Genomic DNA, 23,309 nt, shown 5'->3' with positions numbered 1-23,309 from the left:
AGTATGTGCAAGCAGCTATTATTTAAATAGCAAGCCAGTCAATCCCATACCAGCAGGCGAATCGGCGTCGGGTTGTAGCCGTTGCAGGGGTTGTTGAGCTGCGGGCAGTTGGAGATCAGCACCACCACGTCCATCTCGGCCTTGAGCTCGACGTACTTGCCCGCGCCCGAGATGCCGTCGGCAAAGCTCAGCCGGCCTTCCGGCGTGACCGCACGTTCATGAAGAAGTTGATGTTGGGCGCGATGTCGCGCTTGCCCATGCCCAGCGCGCCAGCTTCGCGGCAATGGCACAGCGCATGCATGAAGCTGTCGCGGCAGCTGTGCATCGGCCGCTTGTCCAGCGCGTAGCGCACCGTGTTGCTCTCGCTCGAACACGCCCCGCCCAGGGTGTCGTGGCGGCCGCAGGTGTCGGCGGTGATGGTCAGCATCACCCGGCCCGCGCTGGAGTACAGCCGCGAGCCCAGGCCCAGGTAGAGCTGGCCGTTGCGGGCGATGGTGTCGGCGGCGCTGTAGCGCTCTGCGGAATCGACCGCGCTGTAGAACAGCGTGTCCACCGCCTGGTTGCCTTCCAGGTCCAGGATGCGCAGGGTCTGCCCGGCGCGCACCGTGGCCATCCACGGCTCGCCGGCCAGGCAGGTCTGGTCCAGCACGGCATGTGCGGGATTCAGGGGGCTTTCGAGTAGCTTGCTCATGCTGCGGCTCCACAGTAGCGTTCGGTGTTGATGAAGGCCCGGCCGTTTTGCGGGCACTGGATCCGGCAGGCGTCGTCCGCCGCCACGGGATCGGCGCGCCAGGCGACGAGCTGCACATCGGCGGGCGCGTAGTCGGCGCGAGCATCCAGCGGATGCGGCGCCGAGCTCAGCACCACCAGCGTGTCCATCTCGAAGCGCAGATCGACGAAGCTGCCTGCCGCGCTGTGGTCGCCCACATGGCTGAGCGCGCCATCGGCATCGGGCACCACCTTGCTGAAGAAGTTGACGCCGGGCACCAGGTCGCGCGCGCCCAGGCCCCACTTGGCCAGCTCGATCAGCAGGTTGTCGCGGCCGTTGCGGTGCATGGCGTTGCGGTGCTGCTGGTAGCGCTTTTCGCCGTAGCGGGCCAGCACCATGGCCGCGTCGCTGACGCCGCACCAGGTGTCGTGCCAGCCCAGGCTGTCGGCGGTGAGGGAGCACAGCACGCGGCCCATGTCGGACTGGCAGACGTGGCCGGCCGTCAAAAAAGCGGTGTGCTGCGACTTCAGGGTGTCGGGCATGCTGTAGCGCTCCAGCGGCTGCTCGGCGTTGTAGAACAGTGCCGACACGTTGGCGCCGCCTTGCAGGTCGGTCAGGCGCAAGGCCGTGCCGCGCCGCAGGCGGCCGGACCAGTGGTTGCCGCCGGGGAGGTGTTCCTCCCACAGCAGGCGGTCGGCGGGGATGGTGTTCATACGGGATTGCTTTCTTCGGCCACTTGGCTGAGCCGTTGGAGTTGTTCAAGGTCGGTCTTCATGCCCGAGGTTTCGCGGATGCGGTCGAGCAGCTGGCGCTTGAGGCGCATGAATTCCGGCGCCAGCTTCATGTCCTGCTCGCGCCGGGCGGGCAGCGGCACGTCATAGACCGAATCGATGCGGCCCGGGCGCGGCGCCATCAGCACCACGCGGTGGCCGAGGTAAATGGCTTCCTCCACGTCATGCGTGACGAAGACGATGGTGGTGCGCTCCAGCCGGTGCACATGCAGGATCAGGTCGTGCATCACCTCGCGGGTCTGGGCGTCCAGCGCGCCGAAGGGCTCGTCCATCAGCAATATCTGCGGCTTGCCCATCAGCGCGCGGGCAATGGCCACGCGCTGCTGCATGCCGCCTGAGAGCTGGTTCGGGTAGGCGCCGGCCGAGGCCGTCAGGCCCATGAGCTGCAAGAGCGCATCGGCCCGGCCCGAGGCGGCCTCGACGTCGGCGCTGCTGCGGTTTTTCGTCTGGGCGCCGAGCTGGCGGCAAAAGCGGATGTTTTCCGACACCCGCAGCCAGGGGTAGAGGCTGTAGTGCTGGAACACCATGGCCCGGTCCTGGCCCGGCCCGGTGATGGCTTTGGCATCGACCAGCACCTCGCCGCGGCTGTGGGTTTCCAGCCCGGCCAGCGTGCGCAGCAAGGTGGACTTGCCGCAGCCCGATGCGCCGACCAGGGTGATGAACTCGTAGTCGGCAATGCCCAGGCTCACGTCCTGCAGCGCCGTGGTCTGCCTGGGCGCCTCGCCGAAGAATTTCCAGACGTTTTTGCATTCAATTTTCATGGGATGCCTACCTTGTGTGAAGCCAGGGGAAAGCCTTGCGGTGAAGCAGGCGGAACAGCTGGTCAATCGCCAGGCCGATGAAGCCGATCAGCAAGATGCCGGCAAAGATCTTGTCGGTCTGCAAAAAGCGCTGCGCCTTCAGGATGGCAAAACCCAGGCCGGAATTGGCCGCCACCAGCTCGGCCACCACCAGGTAGGTCCAGGCCCAGCCCATGGTCACGCGCAAGGTGTCGAGCAGGGCGGGCTTGGCCGACGGCAAGATCACCTTTTCCAGCACCTCGCGGCGCGTGGCGCCCATGGTCTGCGCCGCCTCGATCTGCGCCATCGGCACGCGGCGCACGTCCTCGGCCACCATCAGCACCATCTGGAAGAAGGTGCCGATGAAGATGATCGCCACCTTGGCGCCCTCGTCGATGCCGACCCACAGCATCACCAGCGGAATGAAGGCCACGGCCGGCATGTAGCGGATGAAGTCGGTCAGCGGCTCCAGCAGCGCCTGCACCGCGCGCCAGCTGCCGATCAAGAGGCCCAGCGGTATCGCCAGCAGCGCCGACAAGGCCCAGCCCGCCACCACACGCATGGTGCTGATGAAGGCATCGCCCAGCAGCTCGTCTTCCAGCGCCCAGGTCATGATGCGCGTGAGCACCTTGCCCGGGCCGGGCAGGAACACCGGGTTCACCCCGGCAAAGCTGCTGACCAGCGCCCAGCCCAGCAGCGGCACCAAGAGGCCGACCAGCGCCAGCAGGGCATAACTGCGGCGCGAGATCGCCAGACGTATGGACCACATCAGGCGTTTCCTTACTTCAGCGCGTCTTGCAGCAGCGAGCCGTCGATGCCCTTGGCGGCATCGGGTTTGCCTTCGATCAGCTTGTACTGGGTCAGGAAGGCGGCGATGACGGGTGCGGTGCTGGCGAGCGACTGCGCCTGCCTGGCATCAAAGGCCCGTGTGTTGGCGGCGGCATCGAAGAATTTGGTGCCGGGCAGGAACACGGTGTATTCCTCGGGCGTCATGCTGACCACCTTGGACATGATCTTGGCCGCTTCGGCAGGCTGCTCGCGGATGAATTTTTCGGTCTCGAACCAGGCCTTGATCATGCCGACCAGTTCCTTGCGCTTGGTCTGGATCGCCTTGTCCTGCGCCACCAGCAGGTCGGGCACCAGGCCGGGCATGTCCTTGGAGGTGAACAGGGCCTTGCCTTTGCCGCTCTTTTCAATCTGGTTCACCCAGGGGTTCCACAGCACGGCGGCATCGACCTTGCCGCTGATGAAGGCGGCAGCGGCATCGCCGGCCGACAGGTTGACGATCTTCACATCATCGAGCTTCATGCCGTTCTTGGCCAGCGCCGTGGCCAGCACGAAGTGCGAAATGCTGAACTGCTCCAGCGCCACTTTCTTGCCCTTGAGCTGGGCGAAGGAGGTGATCTTCGGGCCGACCATCAGCGCGTCGTTGCCGGCTGAGTTGTCGTTGACCAGAATCGCCTTGAGCGGCAGGCCCTTGGCCAGGGGGCCGAGCGTGTCGGACCAGGTCTGGGAATTGGCATCGAGCTGCCCCGAGGACAGCGCGCCAATCGAGTCGGTGTAGTTGGCAAACCAGACCAGCTTGACGTCGGCGCCGTTCTTCTTGAAAAAGCCTTTTTGCTCGGCCACGTACCAGGCCACCCAGCCCGGCCAGTCGGACACGCCGACCTTGACTTCGGCGGCGGCGGGCATCGGCACACTGGCCGCGCCTGCGCCGGCCAGCACCAGGCAGGCGCTTGCAACGCTACGCTTGAAAGAACGGGAGATCGAGAAGAGAGAAGTGGACATGGCGAGACTCCAATAGTGGGACAAACGCGGGAGACCACCTCGATCACGAAGTGAACCTCCCGGGCTTTTGTCCCGCCGTGGAGCCCGCAGTGGTGTTAGGCACTGCTGGCCGGCTGCTCTCGGACCAGACATTCCTTTAGAAAAAAGAAACCGGAACCCTAGCGTCCATTTTGTTGAAGCAAACCGAAGTGATTGCCCGCCAGACATTCAAAGCACGGACTGTGCCAGCGATGACGTCTGGCGATGTGTCATTGATGTCAGGTGGATGCAGCGCGCCAGTTTGCAAAAGTAAAAAGCTGCCCTGACACAGGGGGAATCTGTCCGAAACAAAGACAGGGTCAGCCTACTGCAGAGGGTTGCAGGCGCGCATTACAGCGCTTTGAGAATTCGAAGCTTCTTTTGGTGCGTATGGGTTTTTCGCACAAAGATGGTGCAGGCGCCGTGCGGTGAAGGTCGCCTGCGGGCTTCACTCCGCCGTGACGCCGGCGTTTTTGATGACCGTGGCCCACTTCGCGGTTTCGGACGCGATGAAGGCATCGCAGGCTTGCGGCGAGGTGCCTTCGGCAAAAGTGCCCATGGCCTCCAGCTTGGCCCGGGTTTCGTCGCTGCGGATGATGCGGTTGACCTCGTCCGACATGCGCTGCACCACGTCGCGCGGCGTTGCGGCGGGGGCAATCATGCTGGCCCAGGTGCTGCCGGTGAAGCCCTTGAGCCCCTGCTCGATGAAGGTGGGCACATCCGGCGCTGCCGGCAGGCGTTTGTCGCTGGCCACCCCGATCAGGCGCACGCGGCCCAGTTTGCCGGGCTGGATCAGGTTGGTGGGGGCGTCAAAGAACAGCTGGATATGGCCGCCCAGCAAATCGGTCAGCGCAGGCGCCGCGCCCCTGTAGGGAATGTGAACCATGTAGGTGTTGGTGACCGCCTTGAGCAGCTCACTGGTCAGGTGCGCGGCCGACCCATTGCCCGACGAGCCAAAACTGACCTTGCCGGGATTGGCCTTGGCATACGCCACAAGTTCGGTGGCGTTCTTGAACGGCGCGTTGTTCGGCACGGCCGCCAGCAGCGGCGACACGCCCAGCAGGGACACCCCGACCAAGTCCTTGGCCGGGTTGTACGGCAGTTTGGGATACAGCGTGGTGTTGGCCGCATAGGCGGCAATCACGACGCCGAAGGTGTGCCCGTCCGGGGCGGCCTTGGCCACGGCGTTGACGCCGATGATGCTGTTGGCGCCCGGCATGTTCTCGACGATCACGGGCTGGCCGAGCCGGCTTTGCAGGCCCACCTGCAGCAGGCGCGCCATCTGGTCGGTGAAGCCCCCGGCCGTGTACGGCACGATGATGCGGATCGGGCGGTTCGGCCAGGCCGGCTGGGCCATGGACGGCAGGGCGGCGCAGGCCAGGCCGGCGCTGGCGGCCTGGATGAGGGTGCGGCGTGAAAGCGAATTGGACATGGTGGTCTCCTGCCTTATGGTTGACTTGATTGATAAAACCGCTGGGGGTTGCCGCGCCTTGCAATGCGGCAGCCCGTTCGGGCATGACCGTGAACAGGCCCGCTTCCAGCCCTTGGCCGGCCATGCCGAAGATCGGCGCCCCGGCATCCTTGCCGATCGCCGCAATCACCTGTTTTCATGGCTTCCTTTGCATGCTCAGGATGAAATGTTCAGGTGCAGCGCGCGCAGTTCGCGCTTGAGCACTTTGCCAATCGCGCTGCGCGGCAGCTCGTCGATGAAATGCAATGCCGCCAGGCGCTGTGTCTTTCCGGCGCTGGCGTTGTACCAGGCCATGATTTGCGCGGCCTCGCCCGGGGCGCCAGGCCTGCGCCGCACAAAGGCGACCGGCGTTTCGCCCCACTGTTCGGACGGCACGCCGGTCACCGCCACGTCCTCGACAGCCGGGTGCTGGCGCAGCGCGGCCTCCAGGTCGGACGGGTAGATGTTGAAGCCGCCGCTGATGATCAGGTCCTTGCGGCGGTCCAGCAGCGTGAGGAATCCCTCGGCGTCAAAGCGCCCCACGTCACCGGTGCGGATGAAGCGCTTGCCCTGGGCGTCAAACCATTCGGCCTCGCGCGTCAGGCCGGGCTGGCGGTGGTAGCCCGTCATCATGCCCGGCGAGTGCCCGACCACCTCGCCGGTGGCGCCCGGGGGCAGCTCGCGGCCTTCCTCGTCGATCAGCCGGATGTCGCTGGTGGCGGCGGGCTGGCCCACGGTGTGCAGCTTGTCGGGGTGCTCGTGCGCGACCAGGATGCAGGTGCCGCCGCCTTCGGTCATGCCGTAGAACTCGACCAGGCCACCCGGCCAGCGCGCCAGCACATCGGCCTTGAGCGCGGCGCTGAACGGTGCGCTGGTGCAGAACTTGAATCGGAACGCCGACAGGTCGTGCGCGCCGAACTGCGGCAGCGCCATGATGCGCTGGTACTGCACCGGCACCAGCATGGTGTGCGTCGCACGGTGCTGCTCGGCCAGCTGAAGGTAGCGCGCCGCATCGAACTTCGGCATCAGCTGAACGCAGCCGCCAAAGCCGAGCGTGGGGAAAAACACCACCAGCGTGGTGTTGGAATACAGCGGCGTGGCCAGCAGCGTCCGGCCTTCGGGGCTGTAGCCATAGGCGCTGCCCCGCTGCACATGGGCCCAGCGCATGCCGTGCGACTGCACGATGCCCTTGGGCGTGCCCGTGGTGCCCGATGAATAGATGATGTTGAACGGGGACTCTGGCGACAGCTCGACCGCCTGCGGCCGCACACCTTCGGCGCCGAGCCAGTCTTCAAAGCGCATGCCCTCCGAAGCGTCGCCAAGCCAGACGCAGCGGGTCGCCGCCATGCCTGGCGGCACCAGGTCCTGCGCGGCGCTGTCGAGGAACAGCCACTGCGCCCCGGCGTCATGCAGCATGGATGCGAGGCTTTCCCGGTTGGCCGACGGGGCCAGCGGCGCCACCACCACGCCGGCCCGCAGTGCGCCGAGGAACAGCGCGGCGTAATGCACCGAGGAATGGGCGCAGATCGCGATGCTGTCGCCGGGCAGCACCCCGTCGCGCTGAAGGGCTGCGGCGATGCGGTCCATGAGGGCGTCCAGCTGGGCATAGCTCAGTTCACGCTGGTCGTCGCACAGGGCCGGCCGCTGTGGCTGGCGCTGCGCATGCTCGCGGATCAGCGCGGCGACGGTGCGAAAAGACGCTTCGGGTGATGTCGTGTTGGGGTTCATGTGCGCGTCCAGGCCGTGGCGATAGGGTCAATGCAGTGGTTTTTCAATTTATCAAAAATGATAGCTGCTTATGTATACAGCACAAGCGGAAGATGCCTTTTTAATCACTTTTTTACTGAAGCCGACGCAGCCGGCTTGCCAGGCTGCCTCTGCCTGCCAGCCAGGGGCGCGGTGGCTTATTGGCTGGTGATGCCCTTGTCGCGGATCACCTTGCCCCACTTGGCGTAGTCCTGCTGCACGCGGGCGGCCATCTGGCTGGGGGTCTGGTAGTTGGCAATGGCGCCGGCGTTGAGCAGCTTGTCTTGCGTGTCTTTTTCGGCCAGGATGGCCTTGACCTCGGTGCTGATGCGCTCGACCACATCCCTGGGCGTGCCGGCAGGGGCCATCAGGCCGCCCCAGGACACGGCGTCAAAGCCCTTGAAGCCCTGCTCGGCAATGGTCTTGACATCGGGGATTACGCCGACGCGCTGGGGCGAACCGACGGCAATGGCGCGCAGGCTGCCCGACTGGATGTGCGGCAAGGCGGCCACCAGGTCGGCGTACATCATGGGCACCTGGCCGCCCAGGGTGTCGGTGATGGCCGGCACGCCGCCCCGGTACGGCACATGCTGCATGTCGAACTGGCCCATCTGCTTGAGCAGCTCCATGCTCAGGTGGCCGAAGCTGCCGACGCCCGAGCTGGTGTAGTTGAGGCGGCCAGGCTGCGCCTTGGCATGCGTCACGAGCTTTTGCAGGTCGGTCACGGTGGGCATCAAGGACGGGTTGACCACCACCACGATGGGCAGGTCATACACCGTGGCGATCGAGGTGAAGTCCTTCACGCTGTCGTAGCCCGTGGTCTTGTACAGGTGCGGCGCCAGCAGGGTCGGCGTGGCCAGCATCATGAGGGTGTAGCCGTCAGCCGGTGCCTTGGCCACCTGCGCCGCCGCAATCGCGCCCGATGCGCCGGCCTTGTTTTCGACGATGACAGTCTGCTTGAGGCGCAAGGCCAGCTTCTGGCCGACGATGCGCGAGGCGGTGTCGGTCGGGCCGCCGGCCGGGAAGGGCACGATCAGCTTGATGGTCTTGCCGGGCCAGGCCTGGGCGAAGGCGCTGCCGGCCAGCATGGGCAGGGCCAGGGCCAACACGACGCGGCGGGTCGGTCCGGACAGCTTGAAAGAAACAGGCTTGAACATGGGTTCTCCTCAATGGATTTAAAAAATGGAATGCGCTGGCAGTTTTAGAGCACGCCACGCGCCTTGAGTTCGGCTAGGCGCTCGTCACCCAGGCCCAGCAGGCTTGAGAGCACGTCGCGGGTGCCTTCGCCCAGTTCGGGCGGTGCGCGGCGCACCGGCAGACGCTCGCCATCGAGCCGGTAGGGCGGCGCCATCACATGCGTGCTGCCGGCCACCGGGTGCGGTTGCTCGGTCACCAGCCCGCCGCGCACGGCGCGCTCCGAGGTCAGGGCTTCGTACAGGCCCAGCACTTCGCCGCAGGGAATGCCGGCCGACTTGAGGCGTTGCAGCAGCAGCTGGCGCGAGCGGCCGCCCAGCTCGTGCAGGATCTCCGACATCAGCGCCTCGCGGTGGACGCCGCGGTCCAGGTTGGTCTTGAAGCGCTCGTCATCGGCCAGGTCGGGGCGGTCAATCACCTCGCGGCAAAAGCGCTCAAACTGGGCGTTGTTGCCCACGGTGATGACCAGCGGGCCGTCTTCGGCATTGAACACGCCGTAGGGCACGATGGACGGATGCGCATTGCCGTAGCGCGGCGGGTCTTTCTGCATCAGCATGGCTTCCAGCCCGTAGTAGGCCGTGATCATGAGGCCGCAGTCGAACAGCGCCATCTCGACATGGCGGCCGAGCCCGGTCTTTTGGCGCTGGAACAAGGCCGCCAGGATGGCCTGGGCCGAATACATGCCGGTGAACATGTCCACCGCCGCCACGCCGAACTTCAGCGGCGGCTGGTCGGCCTCGCCGTTGATCGCCATCAGCCCGGCCTCGCCCTGCACCACCAGGTCGTAGCCGGGGCGCGCGGCCTCGGGCCCGCTGCGGTCATAGCCGGTGATCGAGCAGTAAACAATGTCGGGCCGCACCGCCTTGATCTGCTCGTAGCCCAGGCCCATCTTCTCGGCGCCGCCGAACTTGAAGTTCTGGATCACCACGTCGCACTGGCGCGCCAGGTCCAGCACGATCTGCACCGCCTCTGGCTTTTGCAGGTCCAGCGTGATGGAGCGCTTGTTGCGGTTCATGCTGTTGAAGTAGGCGGTTTCGGTGTTGCCTACGCGCAAGCCCCAGTCGCGCGTGTCGTCGCCCCGGCTCGGGTGTTCGACCTTGATGACCTCGGCGCCAAAGTCGCCCAGCACCATGCCGCACATCGGGCCGGCCAGCACACGGGAAAGGTCCAGGACGCGGATGCCTGCCAGCGGCAGCGAGGAATTGATGTCTGACATGATGGCTTCCATTTCAAGATACTTTGAACCGCCCGGCCTGCCGGCAGGGCGCCTTCACTGGCCCAGCGCGATGAAACGCGCCAGATGGTGGTCTTCGTCGCCGAGCTGGTGGTCGATCATGACCAGGCGCTTGGCGTAGTGGGGCATGGGCAGTTCCCAGGTCATGCCGATGCCGCCGTGCAGCTGGATGCATTCTTCTGCCACCAGCGTGCCGATGTGTCCGATGCTGTATTTGGCGGCCGACAGGGCGCGTTCGCGTGTGCTGCGGTCGGCCTGCAGGGCGGCGGCGGCATTGATCACGGCCGAGCGGGCCTGCTCGATCTCCAGCAGCACATCGGCCATGCGGTGCTGCAGGGCCTGAAAGCTGCCGATGGGCTTGCCGAACTGCTTGCGTGTCTGCAGGTATTCGATGGTCTGCTTCTTGGCCACTTCCATCGCGCCCAGCGACTCGGCGCACAGCGCCAGGATGCCTCGGCCCACGGCATGCTCCAGGGTGGCCAGGCCCTGGCCTTCGGCGCCCAGCAGGGCCGAGGCGGGCACGCGCACCTGCGTGAAGGTGATTTCGGCGGCGCGGGTGCCGTCGATGTTGGGGTAGGCGCGCAGGCTGACCCCGGCCGTGCCGCTTGGCACCACGAACAGCGAAATTCCGTCCTCGCTGTCTAAAGCGCCGCTGGTGCGGGCGGACACGACCACGGTCTGCGCCTGATCGCCCAGGGCCACCACCGCCTTGGCGCCGTTGATCACAAAGTGGTCGCCGTCCCGGACGGCGCGGGTGCTGACGCGCTTGAGTTCATAGTGCGAGTCGGCTTCTTCATGGGCCAGCGTGGCAATGTGGCTGCCGTCGATCAGGCCGGCCAGCAACGCTTGCTGGGCGTCGTTGCCGGCGTGGGCCAGGGCGCTGCCCGCCAGCACGGCGCTGGCCAGGAAGGGTTCGACCACCAGGCCGCGGCCCAGGGACTCGAACACCACGGCGATGTCAAAGCCATCGCCGCCAAAGCCGCCTTGCGTTTCGGTGAACAGCGCGCCGATCACGCCCAGCTCGGCGAATTTGGCCCATTGCACGGGGCTGTAGCCCTGGGCTGACTGGCTGATCTTGTGACGGGTTTCAAGGCTGTATTGCTCGGCCACGTAGCGGTCGAGCGAGTCCGCCAGCATCCGGCGGTCTTCGGTGAGGGTGAAGTTCATGGTTGTGGTCCTTGCCAGTCGATGCTTACAGGCCCAGGATCATCTTGGAGATGATGTTTTTCTGGATTTCGTTGGAGCCGCCGAAGATCGACAGCTTGCGGTTGTTGAAGTACTGGGCCGAGGCCGAGGCGGCCTCCTGCGGGCCCACGCCGGCCTCGTATTCGTCCTCCTGCAGCGCTTCCTCGATGAAGGGCAGGGCGTAGGGGCCCATGGCGCGGCGGGTCAGGGCGGTCAGTTCCTGCCGGATCTCGGTGCCGCGGATCTTGAGCATCGAGCTTTCGGCGCCCGGCGCGCCGCCCCCCGCCACGGCCGTGATCACGCGCATGTTCGTGGTCTTCATGTTTTCCAGGTCGATCTCGACCCGGGCCAGGCGCGCCGCGAACAACGGGTCGCGCGCCAGGGGCTGGCCGTTCTTCAGCGTCCGGGCAGCGATCACCTTCAGGCGTGCCAGCGCGGCATCGGAAAAGCCCACGCCCGCGATGTTGGTGCGCTCGTAGGTCAGCAGGTACTTGGCACAGGTCCAGCCCTTGTTCTCCTGGCCCACCAGGTTGTCGGCCGGCACCTTCACGTCGGTGAAGAAGACCTCGTTGACCTCGTGCTCGCCGTCGAGCGTGATGATGGGGCGCACGTCCACGCCGGGCGTGGTCATGTCGATGAGCAGAAAGCTGATGCCTTCCTGCGCCTTGACGTCGCGGTCCGTGCGCACCAGGCAAAAGATCATGTTGGCGTGCTGACCCAGCGTGGTCCAGGTCTTTTGGCCGTTGACGATGTAGTGGTCGCCGCTGCGCACCGCGCTGGTCTTGACCGACGCCAGGTCCGAGCCGGCTCCCGGCTCGGAATAGCCCTGGCACCACCAGTCGGCACCGCTGAGGATGCGCGGCAGCCAGTGCTGCTTCTGGGCTTCGTTGCCGTACTTGATCAGCACCGGGCCCAGCATGTTGACCCCGAAGGGAATGGTGCGGGGGGCATAGGCCAGCGCGCATTCGTGGTCAAAGATGAACTTCTGCACCGTGTTCCAGCCCGGTCCGCCGTACTGCTCGGGCCAGTGGCTGGCCAGCCAGCCCTGGTCGTTGAGCAGCGCATGCCAGGCTTGCAGATCGGCCTTGCCCAGGTGCTTGCCGCCCTGCACCCTGGCGGTCAGCCGGGCTGGCACCTTGTCGGTCAGGAAACGCTGCACTTCGGCGCGGAACGCCTGTTCTTCGGGGGTAAAACTCAGGTCCATGGTGATCTCTCAGTCTTTTTCAGAAAATTTCAAACAGGCCGGCGGCACCCATGCCGCCCGCAATGCACATGGTCACGACCGCGTACCTGGCCTTGCGGCGACGGCCTTCCAGCAGCACATGGCCGACCAGGCGCGCGCCGGTCGTGCCAAACGGGTGGCCTATCGACACGGCGCCGCCATTGACGTTCAGGCGCTCGTCGGGAATGCCCAGCGTTTGCTGGCAGTAGATCGCCTGCGATGCAAAGGCTTCATTGAGCTCCCACAGATCGATGTCGTCAACCCGCAAGCCATGGCGGGCCAGCAGCCTGGGCACGGCGAAGACGGGGCCGATGCCCATTTCATCAGGCTCGCAGCCGGCCACGGCCATGCCGCGAAAGGCCCCCAGGGGTTGCAGGCCCAGGCGCGCTGCTTCCCCGGCTTCCATCAGCACGCAGGCCGAGGCGCCGTCGGACAGTTGCGAGGCGTTGCCGGCGGTGATGAACTGGCCGGCGCCGCGCACGGGCGCCAGCTTGGCCAGGGACTCGTAGCTGGTGCCGGCGCGGTTGCAGGTGTCGTGGTCAACCGTCACTTCCCGGTGCGTGACTTCCTGGGTGTCCTTGTCCGTGACCGCCATGGTGGTGGTCACGGCGATGATCTCGTCCTTGTAGCGGCCGGCCGCCTGCGCTTCGGCGGTTTTGCGCTGGCTCTCGACCGAGAAGCGGTCCTGCGCCTCGCGGCTGATGCCGTAGCGACTGGCCACGATGTCGGCGGTCTCGATCATCGCCATGTACAACTCGGGTTTGTGTTCGTTGATCCAGGGGTCGATGCCGCTGTCGACGCCGCCGCTTTCACTGCGTCGGATGCCCGAGATGCTTTCCACGCCGCCGGCAATCATGGCCGGGGCACCGTCCACGATGATGCGGCTGGCGGCCATGGCCACCGCCTGCAGGCCCGAGGCACAAAAGCGGCTGACCGTGGCACCCGCGATGCTCAGGGGCAGGCCGGCGCGGATCACGCTGGCGCGCGCGATGTTGCGCCCGGAGCGCCCTTCGGGGTAGCCGCAGCCGAGGATGGCGTCCTCGATCAGGCCGGGGTCTATGCCGGCGCGCTCGACGGCGGACTTGACGGCGAACGAGGCCAGGGTGGCGCCACTGACGATATTGAACTCGCCCCGATGGGACTTGGTCAGGGGGGTACGGGCGGTGGATACGATGACGGCTTCACGCATGATGGGGTCTCCTGATGATGACGATGGCGGCTTGATGAGGGATGGGTTATGGCTGGTTCAGGCTGTCGAAGTTCCGGCCTTCTTCAATCAGCTGGAGCAGCAGCGCGGCGGGTTGCCAGAACAGCGGGTCTTCCCGGGCGAACTCCTGGATGTCGGCCAGGATGGTGGGCAGGCCGACCATGTCGGCGTACTTCATGGGGCCACCGCGAAAGCGCGGGAAACCGTAGCCATGCACCAGCGTCACGTCCACATCCAGCGGACGCAGGGCGATGCCCTCGGCCACAACCTTGGCGCCTTCGTTGATCATGGCGGCCAGGTAGCGGCGCATGATGTCCTCGTTGCTGAAGGTGCGCGGCGTGGTGCCGGCGCGTTGGCGCTCGGCGTCAATGATGGCCAGCACCTCGTCGTCCGGCGTGCCGGTTCGCGCGCCCTCGGGGTACAGGTAATAGCCCCGGCCGGTCTTCTGGCCGAACCAGCCGCGCTCGCAGAGGCGGTCGGCAATCTGCACGTAGCGCGCCTTGGGGTCGCGCGTGGCGGACTTGCGCTTGCGCGTGGCCCAGCCGATGTCGCCTCCAGCCAGGTCGGCCACCTGGAACGGACCCATGGGGTAGCCAAATTCGCGCGCGGCGGCGTCGATCTGGTAGGGCGAGGCGCCGTCTTCGAGCAGGTGGTCGGCGGTGGCGCGGTACACGGCCAGCATGCGGTTGCCGATGAAGCCGTCGCAGACGCCGGCGCGCACCGGCACTTTCTTGAGCTTTTTGGCCAGGTCAAACGCGGTGGCCACCACGTCGGCGCTGACCCGGGCCGGCACCACGATCTCCAGCAGCTTCATGATGTTGGCCGGCGAAAAGAAGTGCAGGCCCACCACGTCTTGCGGGCGCGACACGCTGGCCGCAATTTCATCGATGTTCAGGTAGGAGGTGTTGGTGGCCAGCACGGCACCTAGCTTGCACACCCGGTCCAGTTCGGTGAACACGGCCTTCTTGACGCCCATTTCCTCAAACACGGCCTCAATCACCAGGTCGGCCCGGGCCAGCGCGTCATACGAGGTGCTGCCGCTGAAGCGGGCCATCACGGCGGCCCTGGCGTCGGGCGTCATGCGGCCCTTGGCCACGAGGCCGTCATACACCTTCTCGACGTTGGCACGGCCGCGGGCGATGGAGGCGTCGTCGCGCTCGACCATGGTCACGGGCAGCCCTGCATTGAGCACGGCCACGGCAATGCCGGCGCCCATGGTGCCGCCGCCGATCACGCCCACGCTGGCGATGGCGCGCGGTTTGGCGTTGCGCGTTTCGGGCGACTTGGCCACCTCGCGTTCGGCAAAGAAGGCGTGGATCAGGCCGGCACGCTGCGGGCTGTCCAGGCACTGCATGAACAGCTGGCGCTCCAGCGACAGGGCCGCGTCAAAAGGCAGGTCCAGCGCGCCCTGCACAGCTTCAATGATCTTGAGCGGCGAGAACAGGCCGGGCGTCTTTTTGGCCGTGTCGGCCTTCAGCGCATCCAGCTCCGCCTGGCTGGCGGCCTTGTCGGCCAGGGCCGCGTGCGCCGCACGGGTGGGGCGCACGGGGGCGCCGCTGGCGACCAGCTCATTGGCATAGTCCAGGCCCGCAGCCAGCACGTCGCTGCCTTCTCCCAGCCGGTCGACCAGCCCCAGGGCCAGGGCTTCGCTGGCGCCCAGATGGCGGCCGCTGAGCATCATCTCCAGCGCAGGCTTCACACCCATCAGGCGCGGTGCGCGCTGGGTGCCGCCGGCGCCGGGCAGCAGGCCCAGCAGCACTTCGGGCAGGCCCAGTCGGGCATCGGGCATGGCCAGGCGGTAGTGGGACGACAGGGCCACTTCGAGGCCGCCGCCCAGCGCCGGGCCGTGGATCGCCACCACCACGGGCTTGCGGCAGGCTTCGATGCGGTTGCACACCTCGGGCAGCGCAGGCGCCATGGGCGGTTTGCCGAATTCACGGATGTCGGCCCCGGCGATGAAAGCCCGGCCCGCGCCCACGATCAGCACTGCAGCCACGCTGGCATCGGCGTCCGCTTCTTGCGATGCCGCCAGCAGGCCACGGCGCACGTCCACGCTGAGCGCGTTGACAGGAGGGTGGTCGATGGTCACCAGCAGCACGCCGCCGCGGCGTGCGGTGGTGACGACGGAAGTGGCAGCTTCAGAGTTCATGCGCGTGTCTCCAGTTTCGTTGGATGAAAATTTATTCAACGATTGTCACTGTGCAAAACTATCTTGACAATGACATAAACAATTGACAGACTGTCTAATATTTTTTTACAAATGACATGGATCTTGCTTCGCTAACACTGTTGGTCGACATCATCGACGCCGGCAACCTGAGTCAAGCCGCTCGCAAGCTCAAGATGACGCGCGCCAACGTCAGCTACCACCTCAGGCAGCTCGAAAAGTCTGTGGGCGTGCAGTTGGTGCGCCGCACCACGCGCCGCGTCGAGCCCACCGAGGTCGGCCTGCGCCTGTATGCGCACGGCCGCATCATCCAGAATGAAATGCAGGCCGCCCGCGAAACCATCACCACGCTGGGCCAGGGCCTGCAGGGGCGCGTGGGCCTGAGCGTGCCCAGCGGCTATGGGCAGATGGTGATGTCCGACTGGCTGATCGAGTTCAAGCGCCAGTACCCCGGCATCGTGCTGGACGTGTTGTTTGAAAACCGGGCCGACAACCTGCGCGACGAGGTGGACATTTCCATCCGGGTGATGCCCGAGCCGCCGCTGGCCCTGATCGCGCGTGAACTGGGCAGCGTGCGTTACCTGGCCTGCGCCTCACGCGCATTCGCGCAGCAGCATGGCCTGCCCACCGGTCTGGAGCAGCTGCGTACCACGCCACTGATCACCTCGGGCGTAGTGGGCCAGCAGCTTTGCCTGCGTGCTTACCGGGGCGACGAACGCCACGAGGTCACACTGGAACCGACGCTGATTTCCGAGCACTTTCCGTTCCTGCGCCAGGGCATCCTGGCAGGCCTGGGCCTGGGCCTGGTGCCCGACTATGTGGTGATGGATGCAATTGAGTCCGGCGAGGTGCTGACCACCCTGGACGACTACCGCCTGAGCATTTTTGGCACGCGCATGTACCTGCTGTACATGCCCAACCGGCACCAGACACGGGCCGTGCGCACCTGCATCGAGTTCTTGCTGGGCAAGGCACGCACACAAATTGATCAGCACGAGGATATCCTGGCACCCTTGTAGAGAACAGGACTTATGGTCAGCACGATACGACTCACTGCTTGTCGCGTCTGCCGGCGAGCCGACTTTCAAGGAATCTTCCCGCTTTACTTTCGATGCGTCCAAGCCGCACCTCCGGCGCGCGGCAGCCCGCATGTTGGGCGTTTGCGGCAGACCTGCTTGCGACCAGCTGGCCGTGGCGTTAGGGGCAAGCTACCCGGATGCGGCAGCGGGCGCGTAACGTCGATCCGCAGAGGCGGTTGCGAAGCTTGTGGCGCCATGAAACCGCAGTTGGAATATCCGTTTGACAAAAGTGGGCAAGCCCATGTAGTCAAGCTGAGACAATAGAGCCATGAGCGAAGCACTTTCCCAATCCCCCCTTTCCCCCCTTTCCCCTGTTGCCCCTGCAAAACCTGCGCCGCGCGTAGGTTTCGTCAGCCTGGGCTGTCCAAAGGCCCTGACTGATTCCGAACTGATTTTGACCCGGCTCAGCGCCGAGGGCTACCAGACCTCCAAAACCTTCGAGGGCGCCGACCTGGTCATCGTCAATACCTGTGGCTTCATTGATGACGCGGTCCGGGAAAGCCTGGATACCATCGGCGAGGCGCTGGCCGAAAACGGCAAGGTCATCGTTACAGGCTGCCTGGGCGCCAAGACGGGCGATGGCGGCGGCAATCTGGTGCGCCAGATGCACCCCAGCGTGCTGGCGGTCACCGGTCCGCATGCAACGCAGGAAGTGATGGACGCGGTTCATCTGAACCTGCCCAAGCCGCATGATCCTTTTGTGGACCTGGTGCCCAATGCCTTTGGGATCGCCGGCATCAAGCTCACGCCCCGGCATTACGCCTATCTCAAGATCAGCGAAGGTTGTAACCATCGCTGCACCTTTTGCATCATTCCGTCCATGCGCGGCGACCTGGTATCGCGGCCTGTTGGCGATGTTTTAAACGAAGCGCGTGCGCTGTTTGAAGGCGGCGTCAGGGAATTGCTCGTGATCAGCCAGGACACGTCTGCCTATGGCATCGATGTCAAGTACCGTACCGGCTTCTGGGATGGCAAGCCCGTCAAGACGCGGATGCTTGAACTGGTCCAGGCCCTTGGCGAAATTGCCGCGCCTTTCGGTGCCTGGGTGCGCCTGCATTACGTCTATCCGTACCCCAGCGTGGATGAGATTCTTCCGTTGATGGCGACTGGCAAGGTGTTGCCTTACCTGGACGTGCCTTTGCAGCACAGCCATCCCGATGTCCTGAAGCGCATGAAGCGTCCCGCCAGCGGAGAAAAGAACCTGGAGCGAATTTCGCGCTGGCGCGAGATGTGTCCGGAAATTGTCATTCGCAGCACCTTCATTGCCGGATTTCCCGGCGAAACCGAAGCCGAATTCGAACATCTGCTTGATTTCATGCGCGAGGCAAAAATTGATCGTGCCGGATGTTTTGCCTACAGCCCTGTTCAAGGTGCTACCGCCAATGACATTCCGGGAATGCTGCCGCTGGAGGTGCGTGAAGAGCGCCGTGCGCGCTTCATGGCCGTGGCCGAAGCCGTGTCTAGCCAGAAACTCCAGCAGCGCATTGGGGCGACCATGCAGGTGCTGGTAGACCATGCGCCCGCTCTGGGGCGCAAGGGCGGAACGGGACGGTCCTACGCCGATGCGCCCGAGATCGACGGCGTGGTCAAGCTGCTGCCGCCCGAGAAAATCAGCAAGACCATGAAGGTTGGCGAATTCACGCGTGCCCGCATAGTGGGTGTACAGGGTCACGACCTGATTGCCATGCCTGTCTGAAGCTTTTCAGTCGCTGTGTTTGACGCCATTCCCCGTGTTCACAGGGAATGCGACAAGTGCTCAATGTCGTGCCGGCGAAAAAAAAGCTACTGCGTTAACAGTAGCTTTTTTCCAGCTTGGGTAATTTTGGTGCCCGGGAGAGAACTCGAATCTCCACATCTTGCGATACACGGACCTGAACCGTGCGCGTCTACCAATTCCGCCACCCGGGCACAGCAAGCAGTTTAACATTACATTTACGGCTTATCAGGCAAGTGACTGAAAAATTTCAATAGTTTTAAAAAATGTTGGGCAGTGACCCAATTCAGCAGCGAAACCGTCCGGGATATTCCATTCCTGAATCAGATAAACCGTCCCATTGAACGGAACACCGGCTTTTCACAAATCGCGGCTAGTATCTGGTTTTAAATTGATACAACAATAAACGGAACTGGCCAATTTTCATTCTCAACGCGCTTTGGCTGGAGAGCCTTCACCAGCGCGATCCCATGAAAGAGACTTCTTATCAAAACAAATCTTCCCAATTCCGGCGCCACCGCCGGACTCCTCGCTGAATTCGAGGGTATTGTGTCCGGCCACCGCGATGGTCATGGTTTCGTCCAGCGAAGCGACGGCGAGGCAGACATCTATCTGCCTCCCAATGAAATGCGCGCCGTGCTGCACAACGACCGCGTCAAGGCGCGCATCGTGCGGCATGACCGCAAGAACCGACCCGAGGGCCGCGTCACCGAAATCATCGAGCGCTCGCCCAATCCAATCATCGGCCGCCTGCTGCAGGAAAGTGGCGTCTGGCTCGTGGCGCCCGAGGACAAGCGTTACGGTCAGGATGTGCTGATTCCCAAGGGCGCCACTGGCACCGCCAAGACCGGCCAAATCGTGGTCGTGCAACTGACCGAGCCGCCAGCCCTGTTTGGGCAACCGGTGGGACGTGTCACGGAAGTGCTGGGTGAAATCGACGACCCGGGCATGGAAATCGAAATAGCCGTGCGCAAATACGGCGTGCCGCACATCTTCAGCGACAACGCGCTGGCGCTCGCGCGCGCCTTGCCTGATGCGGTCCGCCCTGTCGACAAACAGCATCGCGTTGACCTGACCGACATACCCCTCGTCACCATCGACGGCGAGGATGCGCGCGACTTTGACGATGCGGTGTACTGCGAGCCCGTGAAGGTGGGGCGGGGCAAGGGCTGGCGCCTGCTGGTGGCGATTGCCGATGTCAGCCATTACGTCGAGACGGGCAGCGCCATTGACATTGACGCCTATGACCGCGCCACCAGCGTGTATTTTCCGCGCCGCGTGATTCCCATGCTGCCAGAAAAGCTGTCCAACGGCCTGTGCTCGCTTAACCCGAATGTCGAGCGGCTGTGCATGGTCTGCGACATGCTGGTCAATGCCAAAGGCGAGGTTCACGCCTACCAGTTCTATCCGGCCGTGATGCTCAGCCAGGCGCGCCTGACCTACAACGAAGTGGCGGCGATCCTGGGTAATACGCGTGGACCCGAAGCGCAGCAGCGCAAAGACATCGTGCCGCACCTGCTGCATTTGCACGAGGTGTACCAGGCCTTGCTCAAGGAGCGTGGCACGCGCGGCGCGGTTGATTTTGAAACGACTGAAACGCAGATCGTTTGCGATGAGGTCGGCCGGATCGAGAAAATCATTCCGCGCACCCGCAATGTGGCGCACCGGGTGATTGAAGAGTCGATGCTGGCGGCCAATGTCTGCTCTGCCGACTTTATTGCGCAAAGCAAGCACACGGCGCTGTTCCGCGTCCATGAAAGCCCGACACCCGAAAAGATCGAGCTGTTGCGCAATTACCTCAAGGCGGTTGGCATTGGCATGACTGTCAGCGACGACCCGGCGCCAGCCGAGTTCCAGCAAATCGCCATGGCGACCAAGGACCGGCCGGATGCGCCGCAGATCCACTCGATGCTGCTGCGTTCCATGCAGCAGGCCATTTACACGCCGATGAATGGCGGCCACTTTGGCCTGGCCTACGAGGCCTACACGCACTTCACCAGTCCGATTCGCCGGTATCCCGACCTGCTGGTGCATCGGGTGATCAAGGCGATCCTGAAAAAGACGAAATACCAGTTGCCGGTATTGCCCACACCGGGCGAAGCGCAAGCCAAGCTGTCCAAGCGGCTGGCCGCCCGAGTCAAGGAGCCGACTGAAAAGCCGAAAAAAGCCAGTGCAGACCAGCTGGCCTGGCAGGCTGCCGGTCTGCATTGCAGTGCCAACGAACGCCGGGCCGATGAAGCCAGCCGCGACGTGGAAGCCTGGCTCAAGTGCAAGTACATGCGCGAGCATCTGGGCGAGGAGTTTGGCGGCGTGGTCACGGCGGCCACCAGTTTCGGGGTTTTTGTGACGCTTGACGCCATGTACGTCGAAGGCCTGGTGCACATCACCGAGCTGGGCGGCGAATACTACCGCTTTGACGAGGCCCGGCAGGAATTGCGCGGCGAGCGCAGCGGCATGCGCTATGCACTGGGCACCCGGCTGCGCGTGCAGGTCAGCCGCGTCGATCTTGATGGCCGTAAAATCGATTTCCGCCTGGTGCATGAGGGCGAGGACAAGGCTGGGCTGGTGAGCCGGGCCATGAAAGACAAGGCCGGAGGAACAGCGGGCGAATTACCCTTGCAGGAACGCGGCGCCGGCTCGCGGCGCGGCGGGCGTGACACGGGGAACAAGAGCCGCCAGGCTACGCCTGAAAGGGAATCGACGTCGCAGCCCCGGGCACGCAAGTCAGCAGCGAAAAAACCAGCTGCCGGCGCGGGACCGAAACAGGGCAAGAAGCCCCGTCGCTAGGACACCATGAAGTCTTGCATGTACCAACCCGGCGGGCATCTATGCTGATCCAAATCCTGTCTTTCCTCCTGGAAACCGCCTTTTTCGTGCTGATGGCTGCGGCGCTCCTGCGCGCCTGGATGAACTGGCTGCGCGTCAGCATGACCGGCCAGCCCGGCAGCTTCGTGATGGCCTTGACCGACTGGCTGGTCAAGCCGCTGCGCCGCTCCCTGCCCAAGGCATGGACCAAGTCCCGAGTGGACTGGGCCAGCATGCTGGCAGCGACATTGATGGCGCTGGCCTATGCGGTCCTGGTGGGCTTGCTGTTTAGCGTCTTGAGCAATGTAGGCGAAGACGGGCTGGATTTTGCGCCTGGTGTTTTCCTCATGCTGCCCGTGATCGCCGTCAAGATGCTGCTTCGGGTCGCGCTGCAAACCACGTTCATGCTGGTGCTGGGCTATGCCATTTTGTCCTGGGTCCAGCCTGGATCGTCGGTGTATGGCCTGCTGGCCCGTCTGATTGAGCCGCTGCTGACACCGTTCCGGCGGGTGATTCCCGCCATTGGCGGCGTTGACCTGTCGGCGCTGGTCCTGCTGGTCGTGCTCCAGATCGGCATGATGATCCTGATTTAGGCAGCCCGCCACCGGGCAAGCCTTGACGCGGTCAAGGCCATGCCTGGCCGGCTTGCGGCCCAGGTTTCGGCCCTCTGGCCATGCTCGAACACGGCGGTTTTGCTCGCATCCAGGCTGCTCTGGCCCCGGGCCAGGAAAGCGCCTATCAATCCCGCCAGCACGTCGCCGGTGCCGGCGGTGGCCAACAGGGCATTGCCGGTGGGATTGATCCAGGCCGCCTCGCCCGGCGCGGCAATGATGGTTCCGGAACCCTTGAGAACCACCACGCAGCTGAACCGTTTGGCAAGCTGATGTGCGGCGCCCAGCCGGTCTGCCTGCACCGCCGCAGCGCTGCTGCCGATCAGCCGGGCCGCTTCGAGCGGGTGGGGCGTGAGCACCGTGCTGTAGCTGCGGCCGTGCCGGGCCTTGAGCTGGGTTTGCAGCTGCGGGTCGGTGGCAATCGCATTGAGTGCATCGGCGTCCAGCACCAGCCGCCTGGCCGTTGACAGCACTTTTGCAAGCACGGATGCGACCGAATGGCCGCCGCCACAGCCGCATACGACAACCTGATTCGCCATGTCCAGCGCGTCTGGCGAGCGGAACATGAATTCAGGCTGTTCCGTGTCAACATGCAAGCCGGGCGCATGGCCCAGCAAACTCACGAACACCCGGCCGGCGCCCGCATGCAGGGCAGCGCTGGCGGCCAGCAATGCCGCCCCGGTCATGTGCGTCGAGGCGGTCGATTCGCCTCCGATCACCGCGACATCGCCAAAACTGCCTTTGTGGCTGGCATGCGCTACCTGCGCGCGCAAAGTCTGGCTGGCGCGGTCGGCCCCGAGTAGCCAGGCGCAGGGCTCAGCGGGGAACGCATTGCCGCAAAGGCTGGCGGCGCTGAGCCCGAGATCATCAAACCAGATCTCGCCTGCGCAGTCACGTCCGCTGGCGGTGAACAATCCAGGCTTCAAAGTCAACAAACTCAAGGTAAAATGGCGGTTTGCGCACGCTGCATAATCGTTGCCAGCTATGCTTTTAGTAGTTAACTTGAAGCTTGCTGCGCCCGCATCTGCATTCAGCCCGGTCGGGACATCAACCGACAGCCGCAGCGCCGGACTGCATTCCATGGTTTCCAGCCACTCCTGCATCAGCGCGCTTCCGGGCCGGGCCGGATCAAGTGCAGCGCCTATGCCGAGCAGCGCATCAATGCACATATCGAAGCCTGGCGGCGGCTCACTGGCCATGTCAACGCCTGCAGCCAGTGCCTGCTGGCGCGATGCCTGGGCATCCGGTGGCAATTCAGCCTTTCCGGACGGCAAACCGGTCCAGGTCACGACGACATTCTTCCCCCACTGGTGCAGGTGCAGCGCCGCCTCAAAGCCATCGCCACCGTTGTTGCCCGGACCGCACGCGATCCAGATGCATCGGGCATGCGGTGCCAGTGCCAGCGCCAGACGCGCAACCGATAGTCCGGCACGCTGCATGAGCGTGTGCGGGGCAAGCTCGCCGGCCATCTGCTCCTCGATCAGGCGGGTACCGGCTACGTCGTGCAAGGCATGGCTTGAAAGGCTGGAGATTTTCTGCATCCCGGCATTGTGCGGGTTTGCCGGTATTTTGGGCATTCCCGCAGCGGTCGCCCTGCCGAAAAGGCATAA

18 protein-coding genes, 1 tRNA gene, 1 pseudogene and 1 riboswitch are annotated in these 23,309 nt (G+C 64.6%); of the genes and pseudogenes, 4 read left to right on the top strand and 16 right to left on the bottom strand.

Annotated elements, in window-relative coordinates; genetic code table 11:
- Positions 1–38 precede the first annotated feature (38 nt).
- From EC86_RS25995 to EC86_RS0107945, 13 genes and pseudogenes are all read right to left on the bottom strand, one after another.
- Positions 39–691, bottom strand: a pseudogene (locus EC86_RS25995) (urea amidolyase associated protein UAAP2).
- Positions 688–1,422: an urea amidolyase associated protein UAAP1 gene (locus EC86_RS0108000; protein WP_029525146.1), complete on the bottom strand. Its 735-nt coding sequence runs from the start codon at positions 1,420–1,422 to the stop codon at positions 688–690. The pseudogene EC86_RS25995 and the gene EC86_RS0108000 overlap by 4 nt, the downstream one beginning before the upstream one ends.
- Entirely contained in the window at positions 1,419–2,261 is an 843-nt protein-coding gene (locus EC86_RS0107995; RefSeq protein WP_029525145.1) for an ABC transporter ATP-binding protein, read from the bottom strand. Before EC86_RS0107995 ends, EC86_RS0108000 begins: the two co-directional genes overlap by 4 nt.
- 7 nt (positions 2,262–2,268) lie before the next feature.
- On the bottom strand, positions 2,269–3,048 hold the full coding sequence (locus EC86_RS0107990; RefSeq protein WP_029525144.1) for an ABC transporter permease: 780 nt from the start codon (positions 3,046–3,048) through the stop codon (positions 2,269–2,271).
- An 11-nt stretch (positions 3,049–3,059) separates the two neighbouring features.
- A complete protein-coding gene (locus EC86_RS0107985; RefSeq protein ID WP_029525143.1) occupies positions 3,060–4,067 on the bottom strand; it encodes an ABC transporter substrate-binding protein in 1,008 nt (335 codons plus the stop codon).
- Positions 4,068–4,121: 54 nt separating this feature from the next.
- Positions 4,122–4,240: riboswitch (guanidine-I (ykkC/yxkD leader) on the bottom strand.
- A gap of 293 nt (positions 4,241–4,533) precedes the next feature.
- On the bottom strand, positions 4,534–5,517 hold the full coding sequence (locus tag EC86_RS0107980; protein ID WP_029525142.1) for a tripartite tricarboxylate transporter substrate binding protein: 984 nt from the start codon (positions 5,515–5,517) through the stop codon (positions 4,534–4,536).
- A gap of 195 nt (positions 5,518–5,712) precedes the next feature.
- Entirely contained in the window at positions 5,713–7,263 is a 1,551-nt protein-coding gene (locus tag EC86_RS0107975) for a class I adenylate-forming enzyme family protein (protein ID WP_029525141.1), read from the bottom strand.
- Between the two features lie 176 nt (positions 7,264–7,439).
- The gene (locus tag EC86_RS0107970; protein WP_029525140.1) at positions 7,440–8,438 is read right to left on the bottom strand and encodes a Bug family tripartite tricarboxylate transporter substrate binding protein; all 999 of its coding nucleotides are present in this window, start codon (positions 8,436–8,438) and stop codon (positions 7,440–7,442) included.
- A 44-nt stretch (positions 8,439–8,482) separates the two neighbouring features.
- A complete protein-coding gene (locus EC86_RS0107965) occupies positions 8,483–9,691 on the bottom strand; it encodes a CaiB/BaiF CoA transferase family protein (protein ID WP_029525139.1) in 1,209 nt (402 codons plus the stop codon).
- A gap of 54 nt (positions 9,692–9,745) precedes the next feature.
- Positions 9,746–10,876, bottom strand: coding sequence for an acyl-CoA dehydrogenase family protein (locus tag EC86_RS0107960; protein WP_029525138.1), 1,131 nt, complete (start codon positions 10,874–10,876; stop codon positions 9,746–9,748).
- A 25-nt stretch (positions 10,877–10,901) separates the two neighbouring features.
- Positions 10,902–12,098 carry an acyl-CoA dehydrogenase family protein gene (locus tag EC86_RS0107955; protein WP_029525137.1) on the bottom strand — a complete coding sequence of 399 codons (1,197 nt, stop codon included), beginning with the start codon at positions 12,096–12,098 and terminating at the stop codon, positions 10,902–10,904.
- Positions 12,099–12,117: 19 nt separating this feature from the next.
- Positions 12,118–13,305, bottom strand: a complete 1,188-nt coding sequence (locus tag EC86_RS0107950) for an acetyl-CoA C-acyltransferase (protein ID WP_029525136.1) — start codon at positions 13,303–13,305, stop codon at positions 12,118–12,120.
- Positions 13,306–13,351: 46 nt separating this feature from the next.
- Complete coding sequence (locus EC86_RS0107945; protein ID WP_029525135.1) at positions 13,352–15,472, bottom strand: 3-hydroxyacyl-CoA dehydrogenase NAD-binding domain-containing protein; 2,121 nt, start codon at positions 15,470–15,472, stop codon at positions 13,352–13,354.
- A 116-nt stretch (positions 15,473–15,588) separates the two neighbouring features.
- Here EC86_RS0107945 and EC86_RS0107940 point away from each other — a divergent pair, with 116 nt between their 5' ends.
- A complete protein-coding gene (locus tag EC86_RS0107940; RefSeq protein ID WP_051675784.1) occupies positions 15,589–16,509 on the top strand; it encodes a LysR family transcriptional regulator in 921 nt (306 codons plus the stop codon).
- 328 nt (positions 16,510–16,837) lie between these two features.
- Positions 16,838–18,265 (top strand): 30S ribosomal protein S12 methylthiotransferase RimO, encoded by a 1,428-nt coding sequence (rimO, locus tag EC86_RS0107935; protein ID WP_029525133.1) that lies wholly within the window; start codon positions 16,838–16,840, stop codon positions 18,263–18,265.
- Between the two features lie 127 nt (positions 18,266–18,392).
- Here the strand turns inward: rimO and EC86_RS0107930 are convergent.
- Together EC86_RS0107930 and EC86_RS29865 are read right to left on the bottom strand one after the other, a co-directional pair.
- Positions 18,393–18,477, bottom strand: a tRNA-Leu gene (locus EC86_RS0107930).
- A gap of 235 nt (positions 18,478–18,712) precedes the next feature.
- On the bottom strand, positions 18,713–18,856 hold the full coding sequence (locus EC86_RS29865) for a hypothetical protein (protein ID WP_232229840.1): 144 nt from the start codon (positions 18,854–18,856) through the stop codon (positions 18,713–18,715).
- Here EC86_RS29865 and rnr point away from each other — a divergent pair.
- Positions 18,833–21,070: a ribonuclease R gene (gene rnr / locus EC86_RS0107925; RefSeq protein WP_232229838.1), complete on the top strand. Its 2,238-nt coding sequence runs from the start codon at positions 18,833–18,835 to the stop codon at positions 21,068–21,070. The genes EC86_RS29865 and rnr overlap by 24 nt on opposite strands.
- A 41-nt stretch (positions 21,071–21,111) precedes the next feature.
- On the top strand, positions 21,112–21,681 hold the full coding sequence (locus EC86_RS0107920) for a YggT family protein (RefSeq protein ID WP_029525131.1): 570 nt from the start codon (positions 21,112–21,114) through the stop codon (positions 21,679–21,681).
- Here EC86_RS0107920 and EC86_RS0107915 read toward each other — a convergent pair.
- Positions 21,678–23,240, bottom strand: a complete 1,563-nt coding sequence (locus EC86_RS0107915; RefSeq protein WP_029525130.1) for an NAD(P)H-hydrate dehydratase — start codon at positions 23,238–23,240, stop codon at positions 21,678–21,680. The genes EC86_RS0107920 and EC86_RS0107915 overlap by 4 nt on opposite strands.
- Positions 23,241–23,309: the final 69 nt, after the last annotated feature.

This window comes from Polaromonas glacialis (assembly GCF_000709345.1).
GTDB lineage: Bacteria > Pseudomonadota > Gammaproteobacteria > Burkholderiales > Burkholderiaceae_C > Polaromonas > Polaromonas glacialis.
The sequence above is the reverse complement of the archived record's forward strand: the minus strand, read 5'-3'. Positions and strand labels throughout refer to the sequence as shown.